Origin of the sequence: Atrimonas thermophila (genome assembly GCF_045864955.1) — a bacterium.
Lineage (GTDB): Bacteria > Atribacterota > Atribacteria > Atribacterales > Thermatribacteraceae > Thermatribacter > Thermatribacter velox.
The window spans coordinates 628,780-654,865 of sequence record NZ_AP028803.1 but is presented as its reverse complement, the minus strand read 5'-3'; the positions used below and the strand labels follow the sequence as shown (position 1 = coordinate 654,865).

Sequence of the window (26,086 nt, the reverse complement as noted above, 5' to 3'; positions counted from 1 at the left end):
GGAGGGGGTGTCCCCCGGACACCCCTCATCAGGTAGAAAACCGTTTTCCTCCTTCTTTGCTTGAAACCTCGTGCATCAAATCCCGCAAAGCAAAATAGCTACGGACATATTTATCATAGTAAAAACGGTAAATTTCATGGTGATTCTGGTTGGGATAAATCTGCCCAGAGACTTTGACCATCCTTAAGGTGGCATCGGCTATACTTTCAAAAAAGCCACTCCCGTAAGCGGCAAAAATCGCGGTGCCCAGAACGCTGGTTTCCTCAACAGTGGTCAGATAAATGGGTATGTTGGTTACATCAGCGTGAATTTGGAGCCAGAGCTTGCTTTTTGCTCCACTTCCACTGGCATAGACTTCCTGAACTTCAAAACCATCCCTGGCCAGGGTTTCCAAGATGTGGTAGGTACCAAAAGCCGTGCCCTCGTAAACCGCTCTCAGGATGTGGGCTTTGGTGTGGCTCAAAGACAAACCCCATATGGCTCCTCTGGCCAGCGGGTCCTGGTAGGGACTTCGGTTACCCTGAAAGTAATCAATCACAATTAAACCTTCAGCACCAGGGCTTACCTGGGAGGCAATTCTGTCCAGTGCTACAAAGAGGTCTTCTCCAACTTCACAGGCTTCACGGCACTCTTCAGGTGCAAAGTTTTCTCCAAACCATTTGATGATCGAACCGGTGGAACTTTGACCGCCTTCAAGAATCCATAGGCCGGGAACTACTGCCTCGTAATATGGCCCCCAGATACCGGAGCTAAAAATCGGGTGTTCGGAAACAGCCATGTGGCAGGTAGAAGGCCCGATAACCAGGGCCAGTCGCTGGGGATGTACCACGTCGAGACCCACCATTGCAGCATAGGCATCGATACCGCCTTGGATGACCGGGATGCCAGGCGTAAGACCCAGTTCGTACGCGGCGTGCTTAGTGAGTTCTCCGACTGGCTGCCCAACTGCAAGGAGTTCGCGGGGCCACTTATCCAGAATTTCTTCAAATCGTAGTTCTCTCAAAAGGGAAACTGGCCAACCACCTTCAGTAGGGCAGTAGTTCCACTTGCAAATTGCGTTGTTGAGTGAAGTAACCCAGCGATTGGTTAATTTGAAAACCATCCAGTTCTGGCACTCTACAATCAGGTCTGCGTTGGTGAAAACTTCGGGCAGGTTCTCCTTAATCCACAGTGCTTTGGGAATCATCCATTCTGGGGATTCATGACCCCCAGCATAACGTAAGATGGGGTTTTGGGTAGCGTTAATCCTTTCTGCCTGCTCAAAAGCTCTGACATCCATCCACATGATAGCCCGATACTTGGGGTTACCGAAGCGGTCCACTGGCAGGACGGTGCAGGAAACAGCACTAACCGAGATGGCTGCAATATCCTCAGGGCGCACTTCCCCCTCAAAAATGCAACGCCTTACTGTGTCTTGAGCTGCCTTCCACCAGTCGAGAGGGTCCTGTTCAGCCCAGCCAGGTCGAGGGTGATACTCTGGGTAGGAATAAAAGGACATAGCCACCACGTTGCCACGCAGGTCAAAAATTCCACTCTGTAGCCCTTGGGTACCAACCACAATTCCCAAAAAGTACGGAGGCCCAATTTCCGGCATTCTAAAACCTCCCATCCCTCCAAAAGGGGTATAATAATTCTGCTATGGTTAAATTTATCGTTGACTGCATGCTGGGTAAGCTGGCGCGATGGCTAAGGATCAGCGGTTACGATACTCTTTACATACGCTATCTTTCCGATCAGAAAATAATAGCTCTTGCCCGCTTTGAGAAAAGATTCATCCTTACTCGGGACCGCGAGATGCAGCGTCTGGAACCAAACCTGGTGTGTCTTATTGAGTCTCTTTCTCTTCAGGAACAGCTTCAAGAGGTTTTTGAACGTTTCGGATTGTCTCCCAGGCTCGATGAATCACGCTGTCCCCACTGCAACGAAGTGCTGGTGCCAATCAGCCGTGACCAGGCTAAAAAACACATTCCTCTTTTTGTATATCAAAGTTTCGATAAGTTTACCCAATGCCCTTCCTGTCAGAGGGTATACTGGCCAGGAACGCACTGGCAGAAGATTACCCATCTCTGCCAGTGCGTAGCCAACAAATCAGAATAACTACTTATCAAGAAGCGCCTCCACTCCAGGAAGCTTCTTGCCCTCTACAAACTCCAGTGATGCCCCTCCTCCAGTTGAAATATGGGTGATTTTATCCTCAACCCCTGCTTTCTTAATTGCTGCGATGGTGTCTCCACCACCAACAATGGTAACTGCACCGCTTGCAGCTACCTTTTTGGCAATTTCGATGGTTCCTTTAGCAAATGCATCCACTTCAAAGAGCCCCAGCGGTCCATTCCAGAAAATGGTTTTTGCTCCTGCTATGAAGCGTCCGAACTTTTCTACGGTTTCAGGACCAATATCAAAGCCACCCATGTCAGGGGGAATTTGATTCCATTTTACCACTTGAGTAGGCACCCCTTCTTTGCCTTCCGGGGCAACCACAAAATCCTCAGGAAGTTCAAAGGTTACCTTCAGCTCTTTTGCCTTATCCATGATTTTCCTGGCTTCTTCAATCATGGACTCTTCAAGGAGAGAGGTACCCACTTCATAACCCATGGCTTTGATGAAAGTATAGGACATGCCTCCGCCTATAAGCAGGATGTCGACTTTCTCAAGTAGTTTCCGGATAACACCAATTTTGCTTGAGACTTTTGCTCCACCCAGGATGGCCAAGAATGGCCGGTCAGGATTATTGAGCTTCTCACCCAGCACCTGAAGCTCTTTTTCCATAAGAAATCCTGCATAAGCAGGGAGAAACTTAGCGACCACAGCGGTTGAAGCATGAGCACGGTGGGCAGTGCCAAAGGCGTCGTTGACATAGATGTCAGCCAGTTTGGCAAGCTGGCGGGCGAACTCCTCATCGCCAGCCTCCTCTTCAGGGTAAAAGCGAACGTTTTCAAGGAGCAATACTTCTCCCTCTTTCAGCTCAGTTACTGCTTTTTCCACTTCTTCCCCAATGCACTGGTTTACTTTGTGCACCTTCTTCCCCAGGAGCTTCTCCAGTTCCCGGGCTACAGGGTCCATGCGTAGCTCTTCCTTAACTTTACCCTTGGGTCTTCCCAGATGGGAAACCAGTATAACCTTAGCACCATTTTCAAGCAAGTATTTAATGGTGGGCAGACTGCTCACAATACGTGTATTATCGGTAACTTCTCCTTTTTCGTTGAGTGGCACGTTGAAGTCTACCCGTACCAGCACTCTCTTACCCTGAAGCTCCTCTTTGCTAAGGTCCTTTATGGTTTTTTTGTTCATGCCTCCTACCTCCTTTTATCTTTCAGTATAAATCACTTACCCCTGTTTTTGAGCAAAGCGTTTAAAAAACGAGCTCGGTAAATGACACCAGCTACTTTTCCTTCTTTTATAACCGGAACAACTTCCATGTCGGTGTTCATGAGAAAGTCAAGTACATCATCGATTTCTTCATCGGCTTCCAAGTAATCGGGATTTTCCATCATATACTCTGAAATTTCACTGGAAGCATACTCCTTCAACACTTCTTCAAAAGACCTGGAAAACGGTTTACCCAAAGCTACTTCTTTCTGGGCTTCTTCTGATACTAACTGCATGAATTTTTTGGCTGAAAAATATCCAACCAGGCGCTGCTCCAGGTCAACAACCGGCACTCCATCGATTTTTCTGCGATCCAGAAAATGGAGCACTTCGGAAAGCGGGTCGAAATCGTTTACTGTAAAAACTTCTGAAGACATAATTTCTTCAGCTAACACCGTTTTTGCCCCCTTTTAATTTTATCATTCCAGATTACCAGAAAAACTTTTTATAGTAATAACTGCTCGCTATCATCTTACACCAGAGAGCTCCCACCAGAAAACCGCCTATATGGGCAAACCAGGCGACACCCCCTGCATTGGGCAGAGCAAAGGAAAAAACCCCATACATTATCTGCAGAAAAATCCACAAAAGCAAGAGTGTTGCAGCAGGAACACGTATGAAAGTGACGAAAAAACCAAGAAAAACCAGGACAATAACCCGAGCGTAAGGGAAAAGCACCAGATATCCTCCCATAACTCCAGCTATGGCCCCACTCGCTCCTATTACGGGAACAGTTGAGGTGGGAAAGAGTATAGCGTGCACCAGTGCAGCAGAAAGACCACAACTCAGGTAAAAGAGGAGAAAATGAAAATGCCCCAGGAAATCCTCGACGTTGTTACCAAAAATCCACAAATAGAGCATGTTAAAAAAAAGGTGCGCAAATCCTCCATGCAAGAACATGGAGGAAAAAATCCGGAGGTAGGAGGGTAAACCTGTCCAGAAATGGACCTTGCCCCACAGTACTGCTGGAATCAGCCCTGCCTGGTAAACAAAAGCTTCGAGGCGGGAGCCCAGACTTAGCTCGTACAGGAAGAACAATACATTCAAAATGATGAGTGCAACCGTAACGTAAGGAAATCTACGAGTTGGTAACTCATCTCTAATCGGAATCATGCACTAAAAATAGCAAAAAAAGTGGCTTCAATCAATAATTTCGGAAAAAACTTGGTTGGCAACCAGCATTCCCTTTGCAGAAAGAAAGTAACGAGAACCTTCTTTCTGCAGAAAGCCTTCTTGCAGGAGGAATTCCATACGTTCGATTTTCTCTTTAACCAGTGCAACGGGATACCTCTGGCTAAGTATTTCAGTATCCAATCCCTCGCTGGTTCTCAAACGTAAAAATATTTCTTCATCCAGTCTTTGGGGAAGTGAAAGGGCTTCCCGATATTCGATTGGCAAAGAGCCGTTTTCAAGATGAAAGCGGTAGTTTCTCAAATGCCTGGAATTTCGGTGGCGTTCACCTCTCAAGTAGGACCAAGCGGCTACTCCTAAACCGAGGTATTCTTCGTTACGCCAATAGCGGAGGTTATGTTGGCACTCAAAGCCGGGTTTGGCAAAGTTGGAAATCTCATAGTGGAGGTAACCCCTTTGGATAAGCCATTCTCTGGTCCAGGAAAACCAGTTGGCCTTCTCATCATCGGAGGGGAAGCTGCGGGGATGTCTTTTTGCAAACCAAGCCATGGGGGAAGGAAAATGCAGCGAAAGCTCATAAATGGAAACATGGCAAGGCTCAAATTTGAGGAGTTCTTTCACCTCTTTTTGCCACTCAGCAAAACCCTGAAAAGGCCAGCCGTAAATGAGGTCTGCCCCCCAATTCTGAAAGCCCTGGGTGCTGAGTAACTCCAAAATAGCGTAAATGTCCTCTACTTTGCAAGCTCTCTTTGCAAAGAGCAAAAAGCGCTGATCAAAGCTCTGCACACCTACTTGGATGCGGTTCACTCCTCCACGAGCAACCTCACGGATCCAGTTCTGGTCAACGGTTCCCGGATTTACCTCGACAGTAATCTCCACTTTTCCTGAATATCTGAAGAAACGTTGAAGATAAAGCAAGAAGCTACTTATTGAGGGGGCATCGAGCAAGGAAGGAGTGCCCCCACCAAAGTAAACACTCTCTAAGACACTCCCTTCCAGTTCAAAAAATTTGACCTTGAGCGAAAGCTCTGTGCAAACCAAGGCGAGATAGCTATTTCTGTCGTGATGCGAGCTCCAGGGATAAGAGGCGAAATCGCAATAGGTGCATTTCCCAAGGCAAAACGGGAAGTGCAGGTAAAGTGAGAGCGTTCTCATTGTCCACTTTTTAAGACCGCCAGGAAAGCTTCTTGGGGTATGCGCACTTTACCGATTGCCTTCATCCTCTTTTTGCCTTCTTTTTGCTTTTCAAGCAATTTCCTTTTGCGGGTCACGTCTCCACCGTAGCACTTTTGCAGGACGTCCTTACGCAGGGCAGGAATGTCCTCCCGGGCAATAACTTTACCTCCAATACTGGCTTGGATAGCCACTGCGAAAAGCTGTCGGGGAATGATTTCTTTGAGCTGGGAAACCACCTGTCGGGCACGATGATAGGCCTGTTCCTTGCAACATATAAAAGACAGTCCATCCACCCGGTCCCGGTTGACCAGAATATCCACCCGGACCAGATTGGCGGGACGATAGCCAGCAAACTCATAATCCATGCTTGCAAAGCCACGACTCAAAGCCTTAAGCCGACTGTAAAAATCAAGCAGTATTTCAGCCAGGGGCATTTCGTATTTAATGAGCACTCTCTCGGCATCTAAGTAAACCATGTCTTTAAATATTCCTCTGCGTGCCTGGCAGAGCTCCATTATTCCCCCAATGTACTCTGGAGGAGTGATAATTTGAATCAACACATAGGGTTCTTCAGTTTCTTCTATCTCGGTAGGCGAAGGAAAATCCTTAGGCGACTTTACTTCGACCACATCACCCCGAGTGGTAAGTACGTGATACACGACATGGGGAGCCGTGGCCACAACTTCCACCCCAAATTCTCTTTCGATACGTTCCTGAGTGATTTCCATGTGCAAAAGCCCCAAAAAACCGCAGCTAAAACCAAAGCCCAGAGCTTCTGAAAAATCGGGTTCAAAGCTGAGTGCTGCATCGTTAAGCTGGAGTTTTTCCAGTGCATCTTTTAGTCTTTGATAATCTTCTGATTGTACCGGATAGAAATTGCAAAAAACCATAGGTTTTACTTTCTTATAACCGGGTATAGGCTGAGGTTGGGGGTCGGAAGCAGAAACCAGGGTGTCACCAACTCGGGCATCCCGGATATTCTTCATATTGCAGGCCAAATACCCTACGCTACCGGCCTCGAGGAGCTCCGTTGGTTGCATTTTGGGGTTAAAAATTCCCACTTCGGTAACTTCAAACTCCGCACCTGTAGAGAACACACGAATTCTGTCTCCACGTTTTACTGAACCATCGAATATTCTTACAAAGAGCAATACTCCTCGATAGGAGTCATAGCTGGAGTCAAAAATCAGAGCTCGGAGATGGGCATCACTTTTGGCCTGGGGAGGTGGAATGTACTGCACAATTGCATCCAGAAGCTCCTCTACTCCAGCTCCTGTTTTGGCACTGACTAAAAAGAAAGGCGGATGTTCTTTGCCGAGGATGTGTTCTATTTCTTCCTTGGCACGTTCTGGAGCGGAAGCAGGGAGGTCGATTTTATTGATAACCGGAATAATGGTGAGCTTCTGAGCAATGGCCAGGCTGGCATGGGCATATGTTTGTGCCTCCACACCTTGAGTGGCGTCCACAACCAGCAGGGCACCCTCACAAGCGGCCAGGCTACGTGAGACTTCGTAACTGAAGTCAACGTGCCCGGGAGTATCGATGAGATTAAAAATGAACTCTTTTTGAAATCTTTTGGAAAAATACCTCAAGCGTATAGCCTTAGCTTTTATAGTGATACCTTTTTCTCTCTCCAGGTCCATCTGGTCCATAAATTGTTCCCGCATCTTTTGTTTGGGCACTGCCTCACATATTTCTAATATCCGGTCGGCCAGAGTGGATTTACCGTGGTCTATATGAGCTATAATGCAGAAATTGCGAATGACCTCCAGCTTACTCATTGCGCTTTATTCCTTTCGCAAATTTGTTGTAAAACTTCTCAAAAATTACAATAATTGTTTTTTTCTCCTCCATTTTTAAACTGATAGTGAGAAAAACATAGAATAGGGCAAGCATAAATATTATAACCACAAGTACGCTAATCCTCGATGAATCAAAAGTCTGTCCCAGGGTTTTCCACAGAAAATAGGCGAAAAACACGAAAGCTGCAACTTGCAATGCCAGTTTCCACCACCATTTGCCGGTACCCGACATGTTTAATGTCTGGCGTCTCTTTAAAAAAGCTTCCAGCAAAAGAAAATTCAAAAGAGCACAGAGAGAAGTGGCCAGGGCTAAACCAGCAAAACCCATGAATCTCACTAATAAAAAGTCCAGAGCTATGTTACAGCCTACAACCAATACCCCAATTTTAACCGGAGTATAGGTATCCTGCAAAGAGTAAAAGGCGCGAGTGAAAAGGTGAACCAGTGAAAAAGCGGGAAGTCCCAGGGCATAAAAAAGCAGCGCTTCAGAAGTCATGGAAGTTGCTCTAAGGTCGAAAAAACCTCGTTGATAAACGATTTTCACCAGATCCTCCCGAAAAACCATTAAAAAAACGGTTATTGGCAACATTATAAAAATGACTAACCTGAAGCCCTCAAACAGGGTGTCCTGCCATCTCTCCAGCTTTTCTTCCTGAATATTTTGGGAAAGAGAGGGCAGAATGACTGTAGAAATGGCAATACCAAAAACTCCCAGAGGGAGTTCCATCAATCTGTCTGCAAAGTACAGTGCCGAAACCGCTCCTTCTTTGCAAGTTGAGGCTATTAATCTGTCTACCAGAGTATTGAGCTGACTTACGGCCAGCGCAAAGGTCACCGGCAACATGAGTTGTACCACTTTTCTGAAACCTGGTTCTTTCCAGAAACGCAAATGCAACCTGAATCGCAGCCCCAAGCGGTAGAAGGGAAAAAGCTGGAAAAGAAACTGTCCTATTCCTCCAATTAAAACTCCAAGAGCCAGACAGTAAACATCCACCCACTTCCTGAGAAAGAGCAAGGACCCAACCATCCCCAGATTGAAAAAGACCGGAGCCAGCGCTGACCAGCTAAAAACATATAGGGTATTTAAAGAACCCATTAGAAGGGCCGACCAGGAAATGAGCAGCAGAAAAGGGAACATCAAGCGGGTAAAATCAACAGTAAGCGATAACTTTTCAAGGCTTCCCCGAAATCCCCAGGCTACGAAACGCACAATTTGCGGAGCGAAAATAATGCCCAGTCCACATAGAATAGCCACGATTATGGTAAGACCGGTGAAAACTGCAGAAAGAAAAGCAACAACCTCTTCTTTGTCTCGTCCCTGGTATTCAGAAAAGACAGGAACCACCGAAGTACCCAAAGCTCCCTCAGCGAAGAGACGCCGCAAGAGGTTGGGAATGGTATACGCCAGGAGAAAGGCGTCTGTAACCCAGGAAGCTCCAAAGGCAGCCGAGAGCAAGACTTCTCGCCACAAGCCGGTAAACCTGGACAAAAGGGTGCCCGAAGCCACTATCAAAGTGTTTGCAATTAGTGATCTTTTTCTACCCATCTCCACTTCTATTCAAGATACAAAAAAAGACCTGAGATTTCCTCTCAGGTCTTTCCTGGCTTTTTAATCCCGGCAGCGTCCTACTTTCCCACCCCGTTGCCAGGGCAGTATCATCGGCGCTGGAGGGCTTAGCTTCCGGGTTCGGAATGGGACCGGGCGTTTCCCCTCCGCCATGGCCACCGGGAAATCTGGTGTTTTTGCATCTATCAATAAGGCTCTGTAATACTTCCCGTTTTCTCAATGAAGCCTTTGCGGTCAAGCCCTCGACCGATTAGTACCCCTCGGCTCAAGGTGTTACCACCCTTACACCTGGGGCCTATCAACCGGGTCATCTTCCCGGGGTCTTACCTGGTTAACCCAGTGGGATACCTTATCTTGGGGTGGGCTTCGCGCTTAGATGCTTTCAGCGCTTATCCCATCCGGACACGGCTACCCAGCACTGCCCCTGGCAGGACAACTGGAACACCGGAGGTCCGTCCATCCCGGTCCTCTCGTACTAGGGACAGCTCCCCTCAAGTATCCTGCGCCCGCGACAGATAGGGACCGAACTGTCTCACGACGTTCTAAACCCAGCTCGCGTACCGCTTTAATGGGCGAACAGCCCAACCCTTGGGACCTGCTCCAGCCCCAGGATGCGACGAGCCGACATCGAGGTGCCGATCCTCCCCGTCGATATGGACTCTTGGGGGAGACCAGCCTGTTATCCCCGGAGTACCTTTTATCCGATGAGCGATGGCCCTTCCACACGGAACCACCGGATCACTAGGCCCGACTTTCGTCTCTGCTCGAGGTGTCCCTCTCGCAGTCAGGCTCCCTTATGCCCTTACACTCATAGCACGATTTCCAAACGTGCCGAGGGAACCTTAGGGCGCCTCCGTTACCTTTTAGGAGGCGACCGCCCCAGTCAAACTGCCCGCCTGACACTGTCCCTCGCAAGGATGCACTTGCGCAGGTTAGAATCTGAATATATCAAGGGTGGTATCTCAAGGGCGGCTCCATGAGGGCTGGCGCCCCCACTTCTCAGCCTCCCACCTATCCTGCACAGGACATACCCGGATTCAATGTCAGGTTACAGTAAAGGTTCACGGGGTCTTTCCGTCTTGTCGCGGGTAGCAAGCATCTGCACTTGCATTGAAACTTCGCCGAGCCCCCCGTTGAGACAGCGCTCCAGTCGTTACGCCATTCATGCGGGTCGGAACTTACCCGACAAGGAATTTCGCTACCTTAGGACCGTTATAGTTACGGCCGCCGTTTGCTGGGGCTTCAGTTTGGAGCTTCGCCTGGAAGAAATTCCAGGCTAACCCCTCCCCTTAACCTTCCAGCACTGGGCAGGCGTCAGACCCTATACATCGCCTTACGGCTTAGCAGAGTCCTGTGTTTTTAGTAAACAGTCGCCAGAGCCACTTTCCTGCGACCCTCTCGAGCTCGGAGAGCAAGTCTCCTCACCCTAACAGGGCACCCCTTCTCCCGAAGTTACGGGGCTAAATTGCCGAGTTCCTTAACGGGGGATCACTCGCGCGCCTTAGAATACTCATCCTGCCTACCTGTGTCGGTTTGCGGTACGGATACCTCTTTCCTGGCTAGGGGCTTTTCTTGGCAGCATGGGATCAACCAGTTCGCTCCCGTAGGAGCTCCCCATCACCTCTCGGCGTTTACGAGGGCAGGGATTTGCCTCCGCCCTCCGCCTACCGGCTTGGACAGCCTATTCCTCCAGGCTGATGGCCTACCCTTCTGCGTCCCCCCATCGCTCATAGCGGAAAGAGGTAGCGCCGGAATATCAACCGGCTGCCCATCACCTACGCCTTGCGGCCTCGGCTTAGGATCCGGCTAACCCTGAGAGGACGAACCTTGCTCAGGAAACCTTAGGCTTACGGCGAGAGGGATTCTCACCCTCTTTATCGCTACTCATGCCGGCATTCTCACTTGGGGTACCTCCACGAGTCCTCACGGTCTCGCTTCAACGGCCTACCCAACGCTCCCCTACCAACCAGAGAAGCCATAGCTCCTCTGATTCCGCAGCTTCGGCAGCAGGCTTGAGCCCCGAGAATTTTTCGGCGCAGCGCCGCTAGACCAGTAAGCTGTTACGCACTTTTTAAAGGATGGCTGCTTCTAAGCCAACCTCCTGGCTGTCTCAGCAGCACCACTTCCTTTACCACTTAGCCTGCATTTAGGGGCCTTAGCTGGCGGTCTGGGCTGTTCCCCTCTCGACCACGAAGCTTATCCCCCGCGGTCTGACTCCCCGGCTTTGAGGAGAGGTATTCGGAGTTTGGTTGGGTTTGGTAGGCGGGTAAGCCCCCTAGCCCATCCAGTGCTCTACCCCCTCTCCTGACCACCGGAGGCTAGCCCTAAAGCTATTTCGGGGAGAACCAGCTATCTCCAGGTTTGATTGGCCTTTCACCCCTACCCACAGCTCATCCGAGCAGTTTTCAACCTACACCGGTTCGGGCCTCCACGAGGTTTTATCCTCGCTTCACCCTGGCCATGGGTAGATCACCTGGCTTCGGGTCTACGGCAACTGACTCAGCGCCCTGTTCGGACTCGGTTTCCCTGCGGCTCCGCACCAGAGGTGCTTAACCTATGCCAGTTACCGTAACTCGCCGGCTCATTCTCCAAAAGGCACGCAGTCAGGCTGGAAGAAACTAAGTTTCTTCCATAGCCCTTCCACGTATTGTAGGCACATGGTTTCAGGTTCTATTTCACTCCCCTCCCGGGGTTCTTTTCACCTTTCCCTCACGGTACTGGTTCACTATCGGTCGCCAGGGAGTATTTAGCCTTAGGAGGTGGTCCTCCCAGATTCCCACGGAATTCCTCGTGGACCGTGGTACTTGGGAACATAAGGCAGAGAGAAAGGTCTCTTTTCGCCTACGGGGCTATCACCCTCTATGGCGAGGCATTCCAGTCCTCTTCGGCTAAGAGCCTTTTTGGTAACTCTCCGGCCTTACCCTGGCTTGGCCCCCTTATGTCCCGCTACCCTCAGAGGGCAACGCCCAGGGGCTTTGACACCCTCTGAGTTTGGGCTGTTCCCCGTTCGCTCGCCGCTACTTGGGGAATCGCATTTTGCTTTCTTTTCCTCGGGGTACTGAGATGTTTCAGTTCCCCCGGTTCGCCTCCTCTCCTCAAGAGAGGATACTGGAGGTTTGCTCCAGTGGGTTGCCCCATTCGGGAATCCCCGGATCAACGCTTGCTTACAGCTACCCGGGGCTTATCGCAGTTAGCCACGCCCTTCATCGCCTCCTGGCGCCAAGGCATCCACCACGTGCCCTTTCTTAACTTGACCGCAAACCTTTGCGCTTCTACGCAAGAAGAAGTATTACAGAGCCTTATTTACTTTTCAAGGTACGAATGGCAATAGGTATTGTAATGAGTTATCGACTTTTTTGCAAGGGGTTTGAACGAGAAACTTTTTAAATATTTTCAACCCCTCAGGAAAGAATTCTAATCAGCTCTTTAGCCACCTCTTCTGGTCCTTTTCTTTCCCAACCAGGTATCCCTAAGCGAGTGCGCATTTGTCCCACAAAGATGCCTCTTTTGAAGAAAGCTTCGAAATATTTTTGTGCCAGTTCATCGTGAAGCTCCCTGTACTGGGGTGGACCAAAGATGTTGGCAAAGTAAGAGTGAACAATTCCCGTAGCGGTTGTAGTTCCTTTGCTCATTACTGCTCCTTCTGCAAAGACCCTCAATGCTTCCTGGGTGTTGCTGAAGCGTTCAATGATGGGATGCTCTTCGTCAACTTCTTCATAGTTGTTGGCGTAGAGTACGAAATCTACTTCCCAACCCTTGATAACATTGGAAAAGGTAGTTACCGGAATTACCACTCGCGCGTTAACTCGGGAGGGGCTCATAATGATTGCCCGGTCTACTTGTCCAAATGCATACCCCGGCTGGAGGTCATCAAGACGCAAAAAGGCGCCAATTTCCGTTCCATAGCCCCGGATTTTGCCCTCCGCATCTATCTCTAAGGAGCCCATGTCATCAGCGATAATGATCATATCACTCAGGTTATCCTGAGCCAAGATACGGAATGCTTCCAAAGTTTCAGATTTTCCAGCAGCAGTGTCTCCAATCATCAAAATAGTAGCCCTCTTACCGCTTTTGAGGAAAATCCTCACCATAGCACCATGAAAAGGTAGCCTGCCCATTTTCATAACCTTTACATTGTGGAGTGTGAGCACCATTTTTTTAAGATAACCAAAGTATCCAAACATATCCCGGTTGGGGCAGGCGGCAATTAGAAGGTTGTTTTCCTGGTCGTCATAAAACACAGTCGGAAAATCCGCAAGCTGGTCCAGAGAGTCACCAGGAACACCAAAAAGATACACGGCATCTGGTTTGCGTTTCAGGTCCTCATCGGTGGCGATTTCGAAAAGGTTGCACAGAGAAAAGCCCAGTTCGTAAAACTTCTCATGGAAATAAATCAAAACCAGAAGCGGCCCCACTTTGGCAGGGTAGCAAAGCCATTCTTCAGGTTTTACATCAACCACTTCCAGAGGATTGCTGACAATCTTTCGAAACTGACCGGTGCGTTTATTCATTGGTGGATCCAGAATTAAAGGTGGGTAAAGAAGGATTTGTCTTATGATTGGTATGGAGGAAAGTTTCTCCCGATACACGCCTTCCGGTAAAAGGACATCTTTGGGCACCGCTATAGCGGCAACGTTGGTTCCTGCACGAACCTGGCGATATATCCACGGATGCTCTCCAGTAATGTTTTCCTGAAGGTCCCGATATACACTCCGCACCAGGTGGGTCAAGGTTTCTACCGTATTGTTAAAGGTACGATAGGGCCTGCGGTCGAGCGCCGGGGTACCTTCTGGAGAGGTGCAAATCAAGTAACGTTCAAAATCCCGCCAAAAGTTGTAGAGGTATTCAATGAAGTCGTTAAAAAGCTGGCGATGCTTTAAAAAAGATTCGCTACCTTCTACCAGGTTAGGCACAAGGTCCAATGGCATTTTCACTAGAAAGTGAAGAACCTGCAACAAGCGGTCCAGGTCTGCTTCCCCCGGTTCTTCTTTGCCGAAAATCTTTAAAAGGGGCGACTTCTGTTCTACCAAGCGCTCCACGCCTTTTTTCAGAATAACCCTGAAAAGCCTGCTGGAAAGCAGATCCTCTGGTGTGTCGCATATTCTGTCCTGAACTTTTAAAATAACTTTTCTTCCCACCAGCTTAAACTGTTCATGATCCTTCGTCATGCTTAAATTCCTCTCCCACGCTTTTAGTTTTTGCTATTATACAGTAACCCGCAACCATCCCCCATCGACGTAGTAGTTCGAACCTACGCAATAACTTGCTTTTGGCGAACACAAAAATACCATAAAATGGGCAAGCTCCTCAGGCGTTGCGAACCTCCCAATGGGAGCATTTTCCTTAGCAATATTTTCTAGGTATTCTTCGGGTGTCATGCCCTTTTCCTTACCCACAATGTTTGCTGTTTTGTACCAGTCAGGAGTAAGAATCAGGCCAGGACTCACACAGTTAACCCTTATGTTGTAAGTGATGAATTCGTTGGCAAGACACTTGGAAAACATCACCAAAGCTGCCTTGGTTACGTTGTAAATTGGTTCGTAGTCGAGCGGTTGCCTGGCACATATGGACGCATTGTTAATGATCACTCCACCGCCTCGCTTTTGCATAAGGGGCGCCAGCAAGCGGGAAAGGCGAACTGCAGCCATGACGTGCAGGTCCCAGTAATACTGCCACCTCGAATCAGGAGCATCGATTATTTTCTCAGCACTACCGGTTCCGGCATTGTTGATCAGGATGTCCACACCTTCAGGATAAGTGTTTTTCACTGCTTCCACAAATTGCTCAATGTCTTTGAGCCTACTAACATCGCAGGCAAAGCCCAGTGCTTGTACCCCAAATGTTTCAGAAATTTTTCGGGCAGTATTCTCGACCTCCTCTTTGTGTCGAGCACACAGGGCAAGGTGAACACCCTCTCTTGCCAGTTCCCTGGCAACTGCTTCCCCAATTCCCTTGCTTCCCCCAGTGATTACAGCGATTTTATCTTTCAATTCAAGGTCCAAGGTTCACACCTCCTCCTTAACACAAAAGAAAGCCCAGAATAGGGCCTTCTTTTGTTATTCGAAATCCTTCCCTCAAATCAATTACTTGAGGACACAGATTGCCTCTGGGATTTCCACAAGCGGCAAAAGAGCTTCGGACACATAGAATTCGAGGGAATCTTCAGTGGGACCAATGAACCCTATCTGCATATCCTGAGCCAGGATAATTCGGCCCACCTTGCCACCTCGACCCAGGAGTATTCCCCCTTCCTCGAGAACTGGTGATTTCAAAACACCGGCCTCACAGAGTAGACGCATATGTTCAATCTCCAATTGATTACCGCTTGGATATCTACGGAAAAGAAGGTTGAAGCGCTCCGGAGCAAGAACCAGAAGGTAAGGGCCAGGCACTCCTTGCTTTTCAAGCACATTTATGGCTTTGATAACGTCCTCGACCGCCTCCCCGGTTTCGTTCCAAGCAGAAAGAGGACTCTTCTTTGAACCCTCAGCTTTGAGAAGTCCTGGAACTCCAGAAATGCCCTGAAAGACTAGTGAATCTTCTTTACGTGCGCAAGCTGAAACGGCATCTTGTAAGGGACGAAGATTAAGGTAAACTCCGTTTTCTTCAAAAGCTGCTAACATGCGTTTGGAGAGTGAGAAGACCTCACTGAAAGAGGGGATGCCAACCGTCTTTACAAGGCGAACTCCTTCCTGCAGGCTTTCTTCAAGCGGTACCGCCGAAAGACCCAGACCATAGGGTCCCTCAACGGGCAATATTCTTCTTCCCACCAGTAAACTGCGTGCAGTTTGAATCATGACCTCTTCAAGCTTTTGCCAGGTAGCCTCCTGAAGGGGTACATCCTTTTGAAAAAGATAATCTCCCATTGTTAAACCTCCTCACTCCAGAGAACCAACGGTTGGTCTTTTATCAGTATCAACATGTTCTTGGTTGCCTTCATTCGCTGTTTCTTCCATCATCTCTTCCACTTCTTTTCTGCCCTCCTCCAGAAACTGTGCTTCATCAGTTGCCAATATTTCAAGCAAGCGGCTGAACTCACCGATATGGACTCTCTCTTCATTGGCAATGTCTTCAAGCACTTTTTTGGCCAGCGGATGGTCACAGGCAGCAGCATGTGCAAGATAAAGGTGGACCGCTTCGTGTTCAGCAGCAATGTTGAGACGAATCGCCCGAATTAGCTCTTCTTTGCTCATTTTCCTTCCCGGAACCATTCCCGAAAAGGGGTTTACAAATTCTGGCATTCTACCTGCCTCCTTTTGAGGATACTGTCAAAATTATACCAGAGTTATACAGTGCTTTCGGAGAGGCTATTTCCCTTTGCGCCAGAAACGCAAACTCGAAAAAACACTTAAGCCACCCTGTATTGGTGGGAATACACCCTTTGAGGCCAATCTTACATCCTCTACAGCGTAAAAGGCAGAAGGTGTACAGTTTTGGATTATTGCCATTACCCTCGCCAGGTTTTTACGATTGATAATCGTATAGATGATTTTGACCGGCCCCCGGGAGCCATAGCCATCCAGGATGGTGATTCCAAATCCCGACTGTTTCAGACTTTCAATGAGACTGCTCGCACTTCCTGAGACTATGACTCGTAACATGCAGAACCCAACTGCCAATTTTTCCTCAAAGTACATACCCAGGTAGGTACCGGTTGCAAACCCGGCAGCATAGGCGAAGTAAGCCAACACATTGTCCAGGTTGCGCATAATCTGGGTTATAGCAGCAACCCAGATGAGCACCTCGAAAAAACCCAGAACGGGAGCCAAACGGCGCATTCCTCTGGCCACCAGAATTACCCTCAAAGTCCCGATACTCACATCGGTTATTCTGGCTCCAAAAATCAGAAGCGAGGTCAGAACCATTCCTGCCAAATTACTAGCCAGGATAGAAACCTCCTTAAAGGATTGAAAGCAGTACTATATTACTACATATACATCAGAAATGCAGAGCATCATACCATGGGATTCGATTACGAAAAAGATTTGTACGAGTGAATGCATTCGCGCCCTGCCAAGTTGATTAGTTCTCGAGCCAGCGCTGTCCTTTGCTTTAAGCTCCAGAAAGCCATTTTCATTCTCCATAAGATGGTATATCATGGTTCATAAAAGAATATGGCTCAAGAGAAAGGGGGTTAGGTAGTGAGAAAATTTCTTTGGTTTACAGTTTTGGTTATTCTGGTAGTTTTTGCTGCTGCATCGTTTGCTGTTGCCTATCAGATTACTATCCTGGGGAATTTGGACAAAGCGCCTGGAGAACTGCCCCGGGATAGCATGTTTCTCATAGACATAGGCAATCATGCTATGAGTGAGGAAGCCTGGTTGCAGATGCTTTCTGAACAGAAAATAGAATCAATTATTCTTCCCTCTCAAAAAGATTGGGAAGCGAAAAGCCAGGCTTTAAAAGAGCTCGCCAGAAATCTGAAGATTGTGGTCACGAATCCTTCAGAAAACATAAAGCAGGATTTCTTTTTGCCCTGGCATACAATCACTTACAACTACCACAAAATAGTTTTGCTTAATTTCTGGGAAGATGGTTCTCCACCCGATTTGGAGGCGCTCAATGCCTTTCTCAAAAAAGAGAACCCGGACCAGATTGCGATTGTAAGTGATAAAGTGCTTGTCGAAAAGCTACTGGAGGGGCTTTCTGAATGGAAAGCCCGGACCTCTGTGATCATAAGAGAGGAAAGCCCTCAACCCCTGATTGATACTTTGGAAGTGAAAGAGAAGCCAGTGTTTCTCTTTTTCTATTCTTCACGCTGTCCAGTGTGTCGCAAGATTAAAAATGAAATAACACCTCCGGTTTTTGCCAAATATCAGGACCAGATTAAGGTAGTGTATTTTGATTATGTCATAGAAAGCAACTATCGCAAACTGGTTGAACTCGAAGAATACTGGCAAGTAGAGGACAAAACTTCGGTGGAAATATTTTCAGAAGTTGGTTACCTGGCTTCTGAAGACCTGGATACTTATCCACAAAGGCTGGAAGAGTTTATTAAAAAAACCCTGGAGGGTCGCCTCCCTCCAGGGCAAGAAAAACCTATACGGCAGTCCATCCGGACCAGCAAACTGGAAGAATATCTTTTTTCTCGCCTTAAGGGAGCTACATTCTGGGTCATTGCAGGAGCTGGTCTCCTTGACGGCTTAAATCCCTGCGCTTTTGCCACCATAGTTTTTATGGTCAATCTCCTCTTTTTGCTGGGCCACGAACGGCGCAGGGTCTTTGAAGTCGGCATCACCTACAGCGTATCTGTTTATGTAACTTACTTCTTGCTCGGGCTCTTTTTCTTCGAAATCTGGCAACATCTTGGGAGATATCACATCATCTCTCAAGTGGCTTATGGTGTCATGGCTGCTCTGCTTTTTCTTTTTGCTTTCTTAAGCATCAAGGATGCAATCCAGTATAAAAAAGAGCGAAGAGAAACTGGTTTTACCCTGGGCCTTCCTAAGAGCTGGCGCTTGAAGATTAACCAGTACTTAAAACAGAGTTTTGCCGAGCGACGCTTGATTATAGCGGCTCTTTTAAGCGGTGTGGTGGTTTCCTTTCTGGAAGCAGGCTGCACCGGACAAATTTATTTCCCCATTATTATGCTTATCCATTCCGAAACCGTCTATCGAATCCGGGCTATTTTTTACCTTTTGCTTTATAATGCTTTTTTCATTATTCCCCTCTTTGCTGTTTTTCTGAGTGTGTATTTTGGCAGCCGCTCCAAGAAAATCGTTGAATTTGGAAGAAAAAATATCCTCTTTTCAAAAATTGCTCTTGCGGCTTTATTCATAGTTCTTGGTATCCTGCTTCTTGAGGGAGCTATATACTGACAGGGAGGGATGTAAGGTGAAGATTGCTTTTCTAATATTGGTAGCTTTTTGGATTGCCCTATTTTTTACAATAACGGTTAGTGCTCAGGAAGAGCTCATGCCAGTTACTGTACTCAAGGTTTCCCGTCCCCACATAGTGCTTGCAGAAGTCTGCTGTAACGGTAAGATGCAAAAAGTAAGAATTAAGTTGGCTGGAGTGAAGCCTCCACTTGGGAACTTCACTATATTTGAGCAAGGCAAAGCTTTCCTGCGAGAACTGGTGCGGAATCAAGAAATCTATTTCGATTTTGCCACTGGTCACACCCAGGAAGAAGAAATCTGGGTAGGTTTTCTCTATCTCAGATATTGCTCCGAAGCAGGAGAAGAATGGATTCTGGTAAACGGAGAACTTATCAAGGAGGGTTTCGTTGAGGTGGATGTGGAAACAGCCGGGGAAAACCAGTTGCCGTATTTACTCTCCCTTGAAGAAGAAGCCAAAAACAGTCAAAAAGGCCTCTGGAAAACACGCAAACCTGAATCTCGCAAAAGTAAAACCGAAGAGTGTCCCAGTTGTATCCGTTAAGGAAGCTGAACATACCTGAAATTCTGCGATATTTGTGCTTCAAAAGCATTCGTAACAGTTGTTTAGCTGGGTTTCTCGATTTTTCGTTTTTCTTTCTTTCGTGTTACAATGGAATCAACAAAAAATGAATTTGGTGTCCAGAAATAATGAAGAATGGAAATCAGGGGGAAATCTGGATATTTGTGCACACTCGCGAAGAAACCTTTGAAAGGCTGGCTGGGTCCACGAGGGCTGACGGAAGCTTTCTAAGGGATCCCTTAACACATCTTTTTTCGCGCTTATACTTCGAAGTTGAGCTGGAAAGGCTGGACACAGAAAGGCAGTTGCCCCTCTCGATTGTAATGGCCGATCTGAATTATCTGAAATTGATAAATGACGCTTTTGGACACCGGGAAGGGGACTTTTTTCTTGTTCAGGCAGCAGAAGGGTTGCGAAAAATATGCCGTAGGGAGGACATTGTTGCCAGAATAGGTGGGGATGAATTTGCCATCTTGCTTCCCAGAACCAACCGGGAACAAGCAGAGGCACTCATGGAGAGGCTTTCTGTACATCATCCTCCGGCTAACTCAAAGTGCCCTATTCCCATGTCCTTGGCCTGGGGTATAGCTACCAAAAGCCATCCCCAGCAAAGCGTTGAAGAAATTCTGAGGCGGGCCGAGCAGGAAATGTATCATCAAAAAACCCTTAAAAAGAGAAAGCTCGAGAAAGAAATTTTGGAATTGATAAAGAAATGCCTGGAGGAAAAACTATACCCAGTCGAGCCTCGCCTTCCGGTCTTTCGTAGGATAAGTCTGGGATTAAGCTTGGCGACCGCAATGGGACTTTCTTCAGAAAGCAAGGAACTGTTTGTTAAACTTTTGGTTTTCCACGACTTGGGAAAGCTGAGCATTTCCCCAGAAATCCTGAAAAAGCCTGCTTCTGAACTCGATCCTGGTGAGTGGCAAACCATTCGAGAACATCCAGAAAGAGGATACCGAATTGCCTCCCAGCTCCTGGAACTTGCGCCCATCGGCGAGGCTATCCTCTCCTTCCGAGAACGTTGGGATGGTAAAGGCTATCCCCAGGGTCTGAAAAGAGAAGAAATTCCACTGCTTTCTCGAATGGGTTCAGTAATCAATGCATACGAAGCAATGGTAATGGGTAGGCCTTACCGACCTCCATTGATTTCTGAGCGAGCGCTGGAAGAAATCCAGAAACATGCAGGGGTCGCTTTTGACCCCCAGGTCGTTTCAAAGTTTACCGAGGCAATGCGACTCGAGGCTTCTGGTAACTGTCCCGTCCTGTAACACACAATGGATAGTGTTGAGAAAATCTGGTTTGTCTAAAGTCTCAAAATAGAATTATTGGTCAATACGATTTCTAACAAAGGAGGGCGATTTCGTGCGAGTTCCGAAAACGGTGTCATTTTTGATTCTGGCTGTATGTCTTGGCGTTTTTTCTGTTTGCAATTCTGGTTGTCTTTTCGCAGCGCTGGGCTCCCCGAACCCGGAAAGCACCTCTCAGGCCGATGCTCAACAATCCTCCATAGACACCCTTTCTTGTCTTGAGGACTGTCTCAGCTTTTGTGCTCAGTGGTGTGAAGGCTGCACAGTATGCAGTTGTGAGGAAGGAAGCGTCGTACTGGATGGGACAACCTGCCTTAGTCAGTGTTCCGCTTTTTGCGAGGAATGGTACAGCGTCTGTCAGCAGTGTGAAGAAGAAACCTGTCAAACCTGCCAGGAGTCACCAGAAAACGAAGTAAGTTGTTCTACCGGGAACTGCCCTCTTTAAAAGAGCAGAACAACGCAACGACAGTTGTTTGAAAACGAGTATCTGTGGAGTTATTCATTAATCAAGAAAGGAAAAAAGCGGTGAAGAACAAGGTCCTATGGTTTTCCTTCTTGGCGCTTACAGCCATAATGGCAGTTTCTTTTTACCTTCTCTACACCGCTTTACACCTTTTGCGAGAGATGCAGAAACAAGCTTTCTTCGGTGCGCCATAAGGAAAACCAAACATATACAACTCTTCCTTTTCTGGTAAGAAACTGTTGGTTGTTATATTTACCAGGGTCGGCTTTTAAGGGTACCCTGCTCTTTAAATTTTCTTAAAAAGAAAGGATGGCCTTCGTAGCAACGATTTCTCGGAAGAGAAAAAACTCAAATTTTTATTGATACTTTGGTACCTATTATTGTATACTCATTGCAAACAGAATATGGAAGAAATTTTCAAACCTTCGGGGCAGGGTGAGGAGGGAGTCTTCCAATTCCCGACCGGTGGTGATGCCCCCTTGAGGGGACGAGCCCATCAGCCTCAGCGGTTGAACCGGTGAGAATCCGGTGCCGACGGTATAGTCCGAATGAGCGAAGGTTAATATTTATTTTAAGGCCCCAACGAAGGTTGGGGCCTTTTTTTATCGGAAAGGGAGGTCTTTGCAAAATGCAAAAAGGAAACTGGATAGTCAAAAGGGGCTTTGCAGAAATGCTTAAAAACGGGGTTATCATGGATGTAACCACTCCCGAACAAGCCCGCATTGCGGAAGATGCAGGGGCAGTAGCTGTGATGGCTCTCGAGCGGGTGCCTGCGGATATACGTCAGGAAGGTGGAGTAGCTCGTATGGCGTCGATCGAAAAAATCGTTTCCATCATGGAAGCTGTGTCCATCCCGGTCATGGCAAAAGTGCGTATCGGACACACTGCTGAGGCACGAGTCCTTGAAGCGTTAGGAGTGGATTTTATTGATGAAAGCGAGGTACTTACTCCTGCTGACGAAGAATGCCATATCGACAAAAATGCTTTCACAGTACCCTTTGTTTGTGGTGCTCGAGACCTGGGAGAAGCCTTAAGAAGAATCCAGGAAGGTGCGGCAATGATCCGAACAAAAGGAGAAGCTGGAACGGGAAATGTTGTTGAAGCCGTTCGTCATATGAGGAGAATGGCGCGAGAAATCAATTATGTGTGTACTTTACCCTCTGAAGAACTTCCCCGAGTGGCCAAAGAAATGGGTGTGTCTGTTGCTCTTCTTGAAGAAGTCCGTAAGGAAAAACGCCTTCCCGTAGTGAATTTTGCTGCTGGTGGGATTGCAACACCCCAAGACGCTGCCCTCATGCGGATGCTTGGAGCTAATGGTATTTTTGTCGGTTCCGGCATCTTCAAATCTGAAAACCCAGCGGTTTTTGCTCGAAGCATTGTGCAAGCTTGCGCTTTCTTCGACGATCCCGAAGTACTTCTTGAAGCATGCAAAGGTATCGAAGGAGCTATGAAGGGTTGTAGTACAGAAGAGCTTCGACTCTCTTTACAAGAACGGGGGTGGTAAACAATGAAAATCGGTATTCTTGGTTTCCAGGGAGGAATTGAAGAACACGAAAGAATGCTAAAACAGCTTGGGGTAGAAACTCATCGGATACGCTATATCCAGGATCTTGATAAAATAGATGCCGTAGTTCTTCCTGGTGGAGAAAGCACCACAATGGGCATTTTTCTACATAATTCTGGGCTTTTAAAACCCCTAAAAGAAGCAGTCGAAAAGGGCATGCCTGTATTGGCCACTTGCGCAGGCTTGATACTACTTGCTCAAGAAGTTGAAGGATTGAGCTTCGCTTCACTGAAAGTACTCCCAATCAGGGTGCGAAGAAATGCCTATGGAAGACAAAAAGAAAGTTTTACCAGTCAAATTAACCTTTCTTTTGATAAGGCAAAGCCTTTCCCGGGTGTTTTTATCCGAGCTCCCAAAATAGAAAAAACACTCGAGGGTAAAGTAGAGGTACTCTCCCTTCTTGAGGAACAGCCAGTAATGGTTCAGTACGGCAAGATAATCGGTTGTACGTTTCATCCCGAATTGACACCTGATACCAGAGTGCACAAGTATTTTCTGCAAGTAATCTCCTCAAAAAACTGATACGCTTAAATAATTGCTTTTAAAACTTGACAAAAAGGCTCACCTCCTGTGTTTTCGGGTGAGCCCTTCAAGAAGCACGAACTCGGGTTTTTGTAACAGAAAAACAACCCCTAAAAGAAAGAGGACGTTTGCGCCATCAGGCGGCTTATAAAGCAGGTTTCAGCACTTCCTGGCGCGCCTGGAGGGACTCGAACCCCCAACCTACGGATTAGAAGTCCGTTGCTCTATCCTGTTGAGCTACAGGCGCACCAACAACTCTTTACCGTTTTCGCCTCTTTGAAATATATTACTATTTATTCGAAAAGTCAACAGGTGCCAGTTTCCTGCATAACCCAAAAACAGAGAAAACTGCGTCTGGTTCTTTAAATAGAATACCCGGTTTCCTCAAGGACTACTTTCAGCTTTTCTCGTAGTTTCTCCACTTCGGAAGAAGAAAGAGCTTGCAAGGGAAAGCGCATAAAGCCACCGCCAAAACCACGCATTGCCAGTGCAGCCTTCAGGGTTGCCAAACTGGCTCCTTCTCCCAACGCTTTAGATATGGCAATCAGCTTACGTTGCAAAATCTGGGCTCTCGTGTACTCCCGCTTTTGAAAAGCCTGCCAGACATCCAGGAAAGGCTCCGGAAAAACTCCTCCCGGGCCAGTTACCGAACCATGAGCACCAAAAATCAACACTGAAAGAAAGAGCCGATCACAGCCCACTATCACTCTGAACTCACCAGGAGAGGAAAGAATATACTCAGATATGGTATTGAAGCTGCCGCTCGAATCCTTAATGCCCACTATATTGGGGAATTCCTGCCCCAAACGGGCAACCGTAGACGCGGAAAGATTGTTCCCGGTAAGAGAAGGAATGTTATAAAGGTAAAGCGGAAAATCTTCAAACTTGCGGGCTAACGAAGCGTAATAATGGTACAGTTCTTCCTGGGTGTAGGAATAGTAAAAGGGAGTTACCACACCTGCTCCGTCAACACCCAGAGAACGAGCATGCTCAATCAACTCACAAGTATCTTCAAAGTTGACAGTGCCACAGTGAGCAACAATGGTCATTTTTCCCTCATTTGCAGAAACTATGGTCTCAAGAACTTTTTTCCGCTCTTCCAGAGATAAAATCTGTGCTTCCGCAGTAGTACCGCAGGCAAAAATTCCATGCACTCCCTTGGCAATCAAAAATTTCATATATTCTTTCAGCGCACCATGGTCAACCCGACCCTGAGCATCAAAGGGTGTCAGGTGGGCAACAACAACACCTTCCAGTAACCTCATGTTACTCTCTCCTTTCTTTTTCGACGCATGAAAACAGGACCTAAAAGAGCTATAATGGTTCCTACAATAAGGACCAAAGCTATGGGCCTATTCAGAAAAATGAAGGGACTACCATGAGAAATGATAAGCGCAGTACGGAAATTTCGCTCCACCATAGGACCAAGAATTAAAGCCAGAATAATCGGACCCAAAGGAAATTCGTAACGGCGAAACAGAAAACCCAGAATACCCCCACCAAGCGCCACCCATACGTCAAAAACCCGATTGTTCAGTGAAAACGAACCAACTATGGACAAAATAACTATAACCGACCACATGATGGGCTTGGGAAGTAAGATAAACCCTCCCACAAAACGAGAAAAGAAAAAGCCAAGCGCCAAGAATATAAAGTTAACAAGCACCATGAGACCAATTACCGTAAAGACGAAATCAGCCCTATCCCGGAACATCGCTGGTCCAGGTTGAACGCCATACATGATGAAAGAACCGATCAACACTGCAGTAACTGCATCACCAGGTATGCCGAGAGACATCATGGTGGTAAGGGCACCACCCAGACAGGCATTGTTGGCAGCACAAGTTGCTGCCAAACCTTCTATTGAACCCTTGCCAAACTCCTCCTTACGGCGGGACACCCTTCGAGAAAACTCCCAACCCAAAAGCGAAGCAATGTCAGCCCCCGAACCCGGAATGGCACCAATAATAACTCCTGTAAGGCTCCCAATCAATGTCGCGGGAAGGGTTCGGATAAATTCACCTGCGGTAACCAGCATTCTTCCCAGCTTTTTACCAACCAGATACCCTGCCTGGGTTTCTGCACTACTTTCACTCTCAACGCCAGTAAACATTTGATAAAACACTTCACCCAGACCGAAAATACCAATCATCAAGGGGATAAAGGATATACCACCCAGGAGTTCGGTCGAACCAAAACTAAAACGGGGAGTAGCCAGCATGGGGTCAAGCCCTACCATAGCCAGAGCAAGACCAATAAAACCGGCAATTAACCCCTTCACAATAGAACTCCCAGAAACAGCAACCATCATGCTCAAACCAAAAAGACCGAGAGCAAAATATTCTGGAGGTCCAAAAGAAAGTGCAAAGCGGGCCAGAGGAAAAGCTGCCAGAATAAAAACCAGAGAACCAAATAATCCTCCAATTGCTGAGTAGAGCACGTTAATCCCCAGCGCTAAACCCGCTTTCCCCTGCCGTACCAGAGGATAGCCATCAAAAGTAGAAGCAATGGAAGCTGGCGTACCCGGTATGTTAATCAATATTGCTGATATTCCACCTGAAAAAATGGCTGAGTTCCACACTCCAACCAGTACTGCAAGACCGCTCTGATACGGTAACCAGAAAGTCAACGGAGTAAGAATAGCTACAGCCATAGTAGCTGTGAGACCTGGTAAGGTCCCAACGATCAGTCCAAGCAATACCCCTACCACAAGGTATAAAAACACATCAGGTTGTAATATTTGCACCAAAGCCATTAGCATATCATTCATGGCTACTCTCCCACAAT

Annotated in this window: 21 protein-coding genes, 1 tRNA gene, 2 rRNA genes and 1 riboswitch; of the genes, 7 read left to right on the top strand and 17 right to left on the bottom strand. The window is 47.4% G+C overall.

The window, feature by feature from the left end; translation table 11 throughout:
- Positions 1-28 precede the first annotated feature (28 nt).
- On the bottom strand, positions 29-1,594 hold the full coding sequence (locus tag ACKTT1_RS03505) for a ribulokinase (RefSeq protein ID WP_412710222.1): 1,566 nt from the start codon (positions 1,592-1,594) through the stop codon (positions 29-31).
- Positions 1,595-1,638: 44 nt separating this feature from the next.
- On the opposite strand from ACKTT1_RS03505, the gene ACKTT1_RS03500 reads away from it, so the two are divergent.
- Entirely contained in the window at positions 1,639-2,097 is a 459-nt protein-coding gene (locus tag ACKTT1_RS03500; RefSeq protein ID WP_412710221.1) for a Mut7-C RNAse domain-containing protein, read from the top strand.
- Here ACKTT1_RS03500 and ACKTT1_RS03495 read toward each other — a convergent pair whose 3' ends face one another.
- From ACKTT1_RS03495 to ACKTT1_RS03435, 13 genes are all read right to left on the bottom strand, one after another.
- On the bottom strand, positions 2,098-3,291 hold the full coding sequence (locus ACKTT1_RS03495) for a phosphoglycerate kinase (RefSeq protein ID WP_369017517.1): 1,194 nt from the start codon (positions 3,289-3,291) through the stop codon (positions 2,098-2,100).
- 32 nt (positions 3,292-3,323) lie between these two features.
- Positions 3,324-3,764 (bottom strand): HPP family protein, encoded by a 441-nt coding sequence (locus ACKTT1_RS03490; protein ID WP_412710220.1) that lies wholly within the window; start codon positions 3,762-3,764, stop codon positions 3,324-3,326.
- Positions 3,765-3,798: 34 nt separating this feature from the next.
- Entirely contained in the window at positions 3,799-4,482 is a 684-nt protein-coding gene (locus tag ACKTT1_RS03485) for a rhomboid family intramembrane serine protease (RefSeq protein WP_369017519.1), read from the bottom strand.
- A 27-nt stretch (positions 4,483-4,509) separates the two neighbouring features.
- On the bottom strand, positions 4,510-5,655 hold the full coding sequence (gene hemW / locus ACKTT1_RS03480) for a radical SAM family heme chaperone HemW (RefSeq protein WP_369017520.1): 1,146 nt from the start codon (positions 5,653-5,655) through the stop codon (positions 4,510-4,512).
- Complete coding sequence (gene lepA / locus ACKTT1_RS03475) at positions 5,652-7,457, bottom strand: translation elongation factor 4 (RefSeq protein ID WP_369017521.1); 1,806 nt, start codon at positions 7,455-7,457, stop codon at positions 5,652-5,654. The genes hemW and lepA overlap by 4 nt, the downstream gene beginning before the upstream one ends.
- On the bottom strand, positions 7,450-9,024 hold the full coding sequence (murJ, locus tag ACKTT1_RS03470) for a murein biosynthesis integral membrane protein MurJ (protein WP_412710219.1): 1,575 nt from the start codon (positions 9,022-9,024) through the stop codon (positions 7,450-7,452). The genes lepA and murJ overlap by 8 nt, the downstream gene beginning before the upstream one ends.
- 67 nt (positions 9,025-9,091) lie before the next feature.
- Positions 9,092-9,208, bottom strand: a 5S ribosomal RNA gene (gene rrf / locus ACKTT1_RS03465).
- Between the two features lie 67 nt (positions 9,209-9,275).
- Positions 9,276-12,301 (bottom strand): 23S ribosomal RNA (locus ACKTT1_RS03460).
- Positions 12,302-12,446: 145 nt separating this feature from the next.
- Positions 12,447-14,213 carry a phosphoenolpyruvate carboxykinase gene (locus ACKTT1_RS03455; protein WP_412710218.1) on the bottom strand — a complete coding sequence of 589 codons (1,767 nt, stop codon included), beginning with the start codon at positions 14,211-14,213 and terminating at the stop codon, positions 12,447-12,449.
- 36 nt (positions 14,214-14,249) lie between these two features.
- A complete protein-coding gene (locus ACKTT1_RS03450) occupies positions 14,250-15,047 on the bottom strand; it encodes an SDR family NAD(P)-dependent oxidoreductase (RefSeq protein WP_412710217.1) in 798 nt (265 codons plus the stop codon).
- 81 nt (positions 15,048-15,128) lie between these two features.
- On the bottom strand, positions 15,129-15,911 hold the full coding sequence (locus tag ACKTT1_RS03445) for a family 1 encapsulin nanocompartment shell protein (protein ID WP_412710216.1): 783 nt from the start codon (positions 15,909-15,911) through the stop codon (positions 15,129-15,131).
- Between the two features lie 12 nt (positions 15,912-15,923).
- Complete coding sequence (locus ACKTT1_RS03440) at positions 15,924-16,286, bottom strand: ferritin family protein (RefSeq protein WP_412710215.1); 363 nt, start codon at positions 16,284-16,286, stop codon at positions 15,924-15,926.
- A 66-nt stretch (positions 16,287-16,352) separates the two neighbouring features.
- Positions 16,353-16,934: a DUF2179 domain-containing protein gene (locus ACKTT1_RS03435; RefSeq protein WP_412710545.1), complete on the bottom strand. Its 582-nt coding sequence runs from the start codon at positions 16,932-16,934 to the stop codon at positions 16,353-16,355.
- A gap of 252 nt (positions 16,935-17,186) precedes the next feature.
- Here ACKTT1_RS03435 and ACKTT1_RS03430 point away from each other — a divergent pair, with 252 nt between their 5' ends.
- The 6 genes from ACKTT1_RS03430 (at position 17,187) to pdxT (ending at position 23,299) form a co-directional block, all read left to right on the top strand.
- Positions 17,187-18,863: a hypothetical protein gene (locus tag ACKTT1_RS03430; protein ID WP_412710214.1), complete on the top strand. Its 1,677-nt coding sequence runs from the start codon at positions 17,187-17,189 to the stop codon at positions 18,861-18,863.
- Between the two features lie 16 nt (positions 18,864-18,879).
- Entirely contained in the window at positions 18,880-19,425 is a 546-nt protein-coding gene (locus ACKTT1_RS03425; protein WP_412710213.1) for a thermonuclease family protein, read from the top strand.
- Positions 19,426-19,571: 146 nt separating this feature from the next.
- Positions 19,572-20,711 (top strand): diguanylate cyclase, encoded by a 1,140-nt coding sequence (locus tag ACKTT1_RS03420; RefSeq protein WP_412710212.1) that lies wholly within the window; start codon positions 19,572-19,574, stop codon positions 20,709-20,711.
- A 94-nt stretch (positions 20,712-20,805) separates the two neighbouring features.
- On the top strand, positions 20,806-21,195 hold the full coding sequence (locus ACKTT1_RS03415) for a hypothetical protein (protein WP_412710211.1): 390 nt from the start codon (positions 20,806-20,808) through the stop codon (positions 21,193-21,195).
- Positions 21,196-21,630: 435 nt separating this feature from the next.
- A riboswitch (FMN riboswitch) is annotated at positions 21,631-21,777 on the top strand.
- 64 nt (positions 21,778-21,841) lie between these two features.
- Positions 21,842-22,717: a pyridoxal 5'-phosphate synthase lyase subunit PdxS gene (gene pdxS, locus ACKTT1_RS03410; protein ID WP_412710210.1), complete on the top strand. Its 876-nt coding sequence runs from the start codon at positions 21,842-21,844 to the stop codon at positions 22,715-22,717.
- Between the two features lie 3 nt (positions 22,718-22,720).
- Complete coding sequence (gene pdxT, locus ACKTT1_RS03405; protein ID WP_412710209.1) at positions 22,721-23,299, top strand: pyridoxal 5'-phosphate synthase glutaminase subunit PdxT; 579 nt, start codon at positions 22,721-22,723, stop codon at positions 23,297-23,299.
- A 170-nt stretch (positions 23,300-23,469) separates the two neighbouring features.
- Here pdxT and ACKTT1_RS03400 read toward each other — a convergent pair.
- From ACKTT1_RS03400 to ACKTT1_RS03390, 3 genes are all read right to left on the bottom strand, one after another.
- Positions 23,470-23,546, bottom strand: a tRNA-Arg gene (locus ACKTT1_RS03400).
- A gap of 115 nt (positions 23,547-23,661) precedes the next feature.
- Positions 23,662-24,564 (bottom strand): dihydrodipicolinate synthase family protein, encoded by a 903-nt coding sequence (locus tag ACKTT1_RS03395; RefSeq protein ID WP_412710208.1) that lies wholly within the window; start codon positions 24,562-24,564, stop codon positions 23,662-23,664.
- Positions 24,561-26,069, bottom strand: a complete 1,509-nt coding sequence (locus ACKTT1_RS03390; RefSeq protein WP_412710207.1) for a tripartite tricarboxylate transporter permease — start codon at positions 26,067-26,069, stop codon at positions 24,561-24,563. The genes ACKTT1_RS03395 and ACKTT1_RS03390 overlap by 4 nt, the downstream gene beginning before the upstream one ends.
- Between the last annotated feature and the right edge of the window lie 17 nt (positions 26,070-26,086).

Coding starts and splice junctions, on each gene's coding strand:
- ACKTT1_RS03440 (WP_412710215.1), bottom strand. CDS start 16,286: ATGCCAGAATTTGTAAACCCCTTTTCGGGAATGGTTCCGGGAAGGAAA.
- pdxT (WP_412710209.1), top strand. CDS start 22,721: ATGAAAATCGGTATTCTTGGTTTCCAGGGAGGAATTGAAGAACACGAA.
- ACKTT1_RS03495 (WP_369017517.1), bottom strand. CDS start 3,291: ATGAACAAAAAAACCATAAAGGACCTTAGCAAAGAGGAGCTTCAGGGT.
- hemW (WP_369017520.1), bottom strand. CDS start 5,655: ATGAGAACGCTCTCACTTTACCTGCACTTCCCGTTTTGCCTTGGGAAA.
- ACKTT1_RS03485 (WP_369017519.1), bottom strand. CDS start 4,482: ATGATTCCGATTAGAGATGAGTTACCAACTCGTAGATTTCCTTACGTT.
- ACKTT1_RS03390 (WP_412710207.1), bottom strand. CDS start 26,069: ATGAATGATATGCTAATGGCTTTGGTGCAAATATTACAACCTGATGTG.
- ACKTT1_RS03500 (WP_412710221.1), top strand. CDS start 1,639: ATGGTTAAATTTATCGTTGACTGCATGCTGGGTAAGCTGGCGCGATGG.
- ACKTT1_RS03420 (WP_412710212.1), top strand. CDS start 19,572: ATGAAGAATGGAAATCAGGGGGAAATCTGGATATTTGTGCACACTCGC.
- ACKTT1_RS03445 (WP_412710216.1), bottom strand. CDS start 15,911: ATGGGAGATTATCTTTTTCAAAAGGATGTACCCCTTCAGGAGGCTACC.
- pdxS (WP_412710210.1), top strand. CDS start 21,842: ATGCAAAAAGGAAACTGGATAGTCAAAAGGGGCTTTGCAGAAATGCTT.
- lepA (WP_369017521.1), bottom strand. CDS start 7,457: ATGAGTAAGCTGGAGGTCATTCGCAATTTCTGCATTATAGCTCATATA.
- ACKTT1_RS03505 (WP_412710222.1), bottom strand. CDS start 1,594: ATGCCGGAAATTGGGCCTCCGTACTTTTTGGGAATTGTGGTTGGTACC.
- ACKTT1_RS03455 (WP_412710218.1), bottom strand. CDS start 14,213: ATGACGAAGGATCATGAACAGTTTAAGCTGGTGGGAAGAAAAGTTATT.
- murJ (WP_412710219.1), bottom strand. CDS start 9,024: ATGGGTAGAAAAAGATCACTAATTGCAAACACTTTGATAGTGGCTTCG.
- ACKTT1_RS03395 (WP_412710208.1), bottom strand. CDS start 24,564: ATGAGGTTACTGGAAGGTGTTGTTGTTGCCCACCTGACACCCTTTGAT.